The organism is Micromonospora sp. NPDC005087, assembly GCF_042872965.1.
Lineage (GTDB): Bacteria > Actinomycetota > Actinomycetes > Mycobacteriales > Micromonosporaceae > Micromonospora.
The window spans coordinates 1-5,134 of record NZ_JBIALB010000060.1 but is presented as its reverse complement, the minus strand read 5'-3'; the positions used below and the strand labels follow the sequence as shown (position 1 = coordinate 5,134).

4 protein-coding genes and 1 pseudogene are annotated in these 5,134 nt (G+C 70.8%); 4 read left to right on the top strand and 1 reads right to left on the bottom strand.

All coding sequences use genetic code 11. The features are described from left to right. Positions 1-349 precede the first annotated feature (349 nt). Positions 350-1,219 carry an aldo/keto reductase family oxidoreductase gene (locus tag ACFYPS_RS36765; protein ID WP_387331095.1) on the top strand — a complete coding sequence of 290 codons (870 nt, stop codon included), beginning with the start codon at positions 350-352 and terminating at the stop codon, positions 1,217-1,219. 212 nt (positions 1,220-1,431) lie between these two features. Here the strand turns inward: ACFYPS_RS36765 and ACFYPS_RS36760 are convergent, their stop codons facing one another. Continuing rightward, the gene (locus tag ACFYPS_RS36760; protein WP_387331092.1) at positions 1,432-1,629 is read right to left on the bottom strand and encodes a hypothetical protein; all 198 of its coding nucleotides are present in this window, start codon (positions 1,627-1,629) and stop codon (positions 1,432-1,434) included. Positions 1,630-1,797: 168 nt separating this feature from the next. On the opposite strand from ACFYPS_RS36760, the gene ACFYPS_RS36755 reads away from it, so the two are divergent. The 3 genes and pseudogenes from ACFYPS_RS36755 to ACFYPS_RS36745 form a co-directional block, all read left to right on the top strand. Beyond that, positions 1,798-3,171, top strand: a complete 1,374-nt coding sequence (locus tag ACFYPS_RS36755) for an Hsp70 family protein (protein ID WP_387331089.1) — start codon at positions 1,798-1,800, stop codon at positions 3,169-3,171. Between the two features lie 77 nt (positions 3,172-3,248). Beyond that, positions 3,249-3,662 carry a hypothetical protein gene (locus tag ACFYPS_RS36750; RefSeq protein WP_387331086.1) on the top strand — a complete coding sequence of 138 codons (414 nt, stop codon included), beginning with the start codon at positions 3,249-3,251 and terminating at the stop codon, positions 3,660-3,662. Positions 3,663-4,281: 619 nt separating this feature from the next. Then, positions 4,282-5,134 (top strand): annotated as a pseudogene (locus ACFYPS_RS36745) (hypothetical protein); the annotation flags it as partial.

Below are 5,134 nucleotides of genomic sequence, written 5' to 3'. Positions count from 1 at the left end.
CCAAACCGCCTTACGGCATCCGGCCCATGGCTTGGTAGTGGCTGTTCCCGAGCCGTATTGAGGTGCGCCGGTCTTGGAATATCCGCACATGCCGCTGACAATGCGCGGCGTTCGTGAGTGAGCGCGCCCCATCTGACCGATGGGGCGTCCGGAGCCAAGCGCTGGTGCCAGCCGAGGCACTGGGGGTCGGCTCCCTAGCGCCACCTGCGAGTCCCGCTCACGTCCCGCGGCCGGCACATGGGCACTCGTTGACATCCGCCGCTAGCCATCACCTCTGGCGGCCGCCGCGGTTTGGCGCCCGCGTCGGCGGGAAGCGCGTGGACCTGCGACAACGAGGAGAGGAACTCTCATGACATCGACCCCACTGCCTGGCGGGACGTTCACCATGGCCGAGGATCTGACGTTCACCCGGATGGGGTACGGCGCGATGCAGTTGGCCGGCCCGCACGTGTTCGGCCCGCCGGCCGACCGCGACGCTGCCGTGGCCGTGCTGCGCGAGGCCGTTCTCCTGGGTATCAACCACATCGACACCGCCGACTACTACGGCCCGTACGTCACCAACGAGATCATCAGGGAGGCTTTGCACCCGTACCCTGACGATCTACACATCGTGACGAAGGTCGGAGCGTTGCGGGACGCCGAGGGGAACTGGCCGCCGGCGCTGGCTCCCGAGCAGCTGCGCCAGGCTGTGCACGACAACCTGTATCACCTCGGGCTAGACGCACTCGACGTGGTCAACCTGCGCGTCGGTGGGCTCGACCGACCCACTCCCGGCCCCATCGCCGAGCCGTTCACCGCGCTCGCGCAGCTGCAGCAGGACGGCCTGATCAAGCATCTCGGTCTCAGCACCGTCAACGCCGAGCAGATCGCCGAAGCACAGTCCATCGCGCCGATCGTATGCGTCCAGAACTTCTACAACATCGCCAACCGCAACGACGATGACCTGATCGACTCCCTCGCCGCACAGGGCATCGCCTACGTGCCCTATTTCCCGCTCGGCGGCTTCTCCCCACTGCAGTCCGAGGAACTGAACGCTGTCGCCAACCGCTTCGACACCACACCGATGGCCGTCGCGCTGGCGTGGCTGCTCCAGCGCTCCCCGAACCTCCTGCTCATCCCCGGCACCTCATCCGTCACGCACCTGCGTGAGAACGTCACCGCTGCTGCGCTGACCCTTCCCAAGGACGCGCTGACCGAACTGAACGCCATCGCGTCGTGAACACGACCACCGCGGAACCTCCGATCGGGTTCATCGGCCTCGGCGACCGGGAACCACTTGCGCCGACCGCCGTCGCCGAAGCGGGGTGCCCCCTGCACATGGAGCCCGCCGACCCGGCCCCCTTGACGCGGTCGGCGACGACGCGCACGTCCGGCAGGAACCCAGTCGCTGGGCTGACTGGTTGAGGATGCTGTGCCGTCCACCCGTCGAGGTCATTCGCAGCGGTCCTCCGAGCCGCGCCCGTACGGCTGGCAACAGTCGGGCCGGTGCTGGTACACGCGCAGGTCCCGGCCGCGGGACCGCCCGATGTCCGAGGTGCGCTCGTACAGGCACGCACCCCACACCACGGACTCGCCGCCCCCGTCGACGACGTGCCCGTCGCCTGGCCCGCCGCGCAACAACACCTCCATCCCGAATGACGTATCACGCAGGACCGGCCGGCGCAGGACGACGGCACAGGTCGGGAAGCCCCGCACACAGCTCCAGCGCGGCGACGCCACGAGGACTAGAGCGGACGGCCCGTTCCGTTCAGTAGCGGCGGGGTGACGTAAGCGAGATGTTCATGTTTGACTATGCCTATGCGGGCGGGGGAGGCGCGGCTAGCAATTGACTGCGGCACCACCAGCACCGTCGCCGTCCTTGCCTGGCCCGACGGCAGCTGGTCGCCACTGTCCTTCGACGGCGCACCACACCTGTCCAGCGCCGTCTACCTCTCCCCGGACGACGACGTGTGGACAGGGCAGCGGGCATGGCAGGCCGCGGCGGACCAGCCGAACCGGTTCATCCCGGCACCGCGCCGCCCCACCGACGACCAGCTCACCATCGACGGAACCGTCGTTGACGCTCTCGACCTGGCGGCAGCAACCTTGCGCCGCGTCGCTGCCGAGGCCGAGCGGGTCGCCGGCGGCCCGGTGCAAGATGTGCGGGTGGTGGTGCCGGCAGGATGGGGGCCGCGGCGGCGCACCTGGATGCGGCAGGCCGCCCACCGGGCCGGTCTTCCACAGCCACGCCTGGTGGAAGCGCCGGTGGCCGTCGCCGAGCACCTGGTGGCCACCGGCCTGCAATGCCGGGTGGGGTCGTTCATCGCCGTCTGCGATCTGGGTGCGGGCGCGGAGGCCACTGTCCTGCGCCGTGGCCCTGCCGGCTTCGAGGTCCTTGCGACCCTCGCCGACCCAGCCGCCGGCGGCACCGCCATCGACCAAGCTCTCGCCGCGTCCCTCACCGGCGACCCCATGCCCGAGGACGCCGGTGATGGCGCACTGCGGTGGACGGTGGCCGCCAGCGTTCAAGCCGCGAAGGAAGCCCTGGCGCATCACCCGGCCGTGACCGTGCCGCTTCCCAACCGGCCACCCATCATCGTGAACAACACCATGCTCGAGCAGGCCGCCCACCCGGTCCTGCAGCGCGCTGCGCAGCTGACCAGCGAGGCGGTCACCGCAGCCGAGATCAGGTCCGACGAACTCGCCGGCGTCTACTGCGTCGGAGGCGGCGCGCACCTGCCGCAACTGGAGAAGCTCATCGCCGACCAGACCGGCGTCGCTCCGACAGTGGTCACGCAGCCGGCGCTCGTTGCCGCCAGAGGCGCCGCGGACGCCGGCGCCGCCAACCCCAGCACGGCGAGCGCCGTGGAAGTGCCGGTGCCGCCGGTGCGGCGGGCCGTCGCCATCGCCGTGCCCGGCTTCGCGTCCCTGGCCCTGATCTGGCAGTGCCTCATGACCGCAGAGCAGCACAGCACGCTGAACGTGCACTACTGGGTGACCCTGAACTGGGGCGAGCTCACCATGGCCGCCGTGTTCGCCCTCCTGGCATGCCTCGGAGCGGGCACCATCCTCGGCTCCCTCGCCGCCGCCCACAGCCCCACCCCCACACCCGGTCCGAAGGCGGAAAGATCAGCGTCGGCATCCTCGCCGCCGTCTCCCTCGGCCTCGCGATCGCGGGCCTCTACGCGGTAGTTGCCAGCCAGTACCTAGGCCAGCCGGTAGGCGCGTTCCTCAGATGGGCCCTTTGGCCGATCACCCCGACCGCGCTGATGGCCGCCGCCATGGCGGTCGTCGCCGCCCGGCAATGGCGCGCACCCCACGGTGGCTGGTCGGCGCTGCTGGCCGTGCCGACCGGCTCCGTCGTCACGGCCGCCGCCGGCATGGCGCTGATCCAGTATTCCCTGACGGCCGACCGGTGGCCTGACCTCATCCTGTGGATCGACATCGCCGGCCGCGTCGGCGGCCTGCTCCTCGGCGTCGGGGTGGTCATGGCGCTCGTGACACCGCTGGTGTTCCGCCTCATCCTCGCCGCACCCCTCGCCGTGATCACCGCCGCGATCGTCAGTTCACAGGCCGCCGGCATCCTCGGCGTCATCTACGCCATCGCCATCGCCGTCTGGTGGGCCGCGCGGTTGTGGACGCGCGTCATCCGTCCCGCCGCACCCGCCGCCCATGCCCCTTGATCCGTCCCAGGGCAACGGGGCCGCCATGACGAGCGCGGACCGCGGCTTGGCCGCCGCGAGCCACTGCATCGGCTGCCGGTGGGCGACGTCTGCGAGCCGGCGCGGCAGCGTCAGCCGAGCCGACGGCGGGTCCGCAACCTGCGGGGGGAGGTGCCCGCGATGCGGTGGCCGCGTCGGATAGGGGCCAGCTTCTTCCTTGTCCTCCTGCTGGCGGGCCCGCCGCTGCTGCTGGCGCGCACCGTCGGATGGCCACTCCGCCGGTGGCCGAGCTCGCAGCAGGCGCGGCAGTGGCTGGAACAGCCCCTGACCGAGCAGACCCTGACCGGTGCCCTGGCGATCCTCGCCTGGCTGGTGTGGCTGTTGCTGGCTGGCACGATCCTCGGCCGACTGGTCGTGAGGACACGCGCCGGCATGCGGTGGCTGCGCCGGGTACCGCTTCCCACGCCGCTTCAGGCCACCGCCACCGGCATGGCCGGAGCCGCGGTCTTCAGCGCCTCCGCCAGTACGACGCCCGCACCACAGGCAGATATCCCCTCGACGACGGTCGGCACCGTCGACCACCACCCGTACCGCCGAGACGCGCGGTACGACGTTCACCATCGCCCCAGACGGGGTCACGGTGCCGGGTGGCTGGATACCGCACGCCAGCGCCGAACAGATTGCCGCGGCCGCAGCACTCGTGTGGCTGCGGCGCCGGCGCGCTTACCGCCCGGATGAGGCTGGGCCGGCGCAACGCGAGAACCTCGACCTCGCCCCGCTGCCAGAGACCGTCACCGCAGCCCACGCAGCGTTGGCCGCCTCTGAAGGCACCGGTCCATCCGATCACACCGCACCAGATCAGCGCACGGAACAGCCGCCGGACTCATTGCTGACGGATGTGCCGCCGACGGGCGTCGGGCTCACAGGGGTTGCCGCCGACGATGCCGCTCGCGGCGTTCTCGTCACCGTCCTTTTGCACGCCCTGCACCGCCGCAGCGGAGAGACGGCGCTCATCACCACCAGCGGGGACCTGACCAGGCTGCTCGGCCCCACCGCGTGCCGGCTCCATGCGGTGTCGGGTCTCACCGTCACCGCATCACTTGAGGAAGCAGTGACGGTGCTGAAGGAACACCAGCAGCATCAAACTCCTGACACCGCCACTGGGCTGGCCAGCAGGTCGGCGCATGTGCCGGCCGGCCAGATGCCCCAGGTCATCCTCACCCACACGCCGCCGGAGTCCAGCACCGCACACCGCCTCGAGGCCGCACTCGCAGCGACCAGCGGCACCACCATCGCAGTCCTCGTCGGCGCCTGGCCCCACGGCGCGACCTGGGAGATCACGGCAACCGGACACGCCTATGACAACACAACCGAGCAGCCGGAACGGCGGAGGATGTGCGTCCTCAACGCGGCGGCTGCCGCCGACCTGCTCGCAGTGATCAGCCAGGCCCGGCCTCAGCCAGGACACCACGAGCCACTGCCTCCGGCAGCCG

Coding starts and splice junctions, on each gene's coding strand:
- ACFYPS_RS36765 (WP_387331095.1), top strand. CDS start 350: ATGACATCGACCCCACTGCCTGGCGGGACGTTCACCATGGCCGAGGAT.
- ACFYPS_RS36760 (WP_387331092.1), bottom strand. CDS start 1,629: ATGGAGGTGTTGTTGCGCGGCGGGCCAGGCGACGGGCACGTCGTCGAC.
- ACFYPS_RS36755 (WP_387331089.1), top strand. CDS start 1,798: ATGCGGGCGGGGGAGGCGCGGCTAGCAATTGACTGCGGCACCACCAGC.
- ACFYPS_RS36750 (WP_387331086.1), top strand. CDS start 3,249: ATGGCCGCCGCCATGGCGGTCGTCGCCGCCCGGCAATGGCGCGCACCC.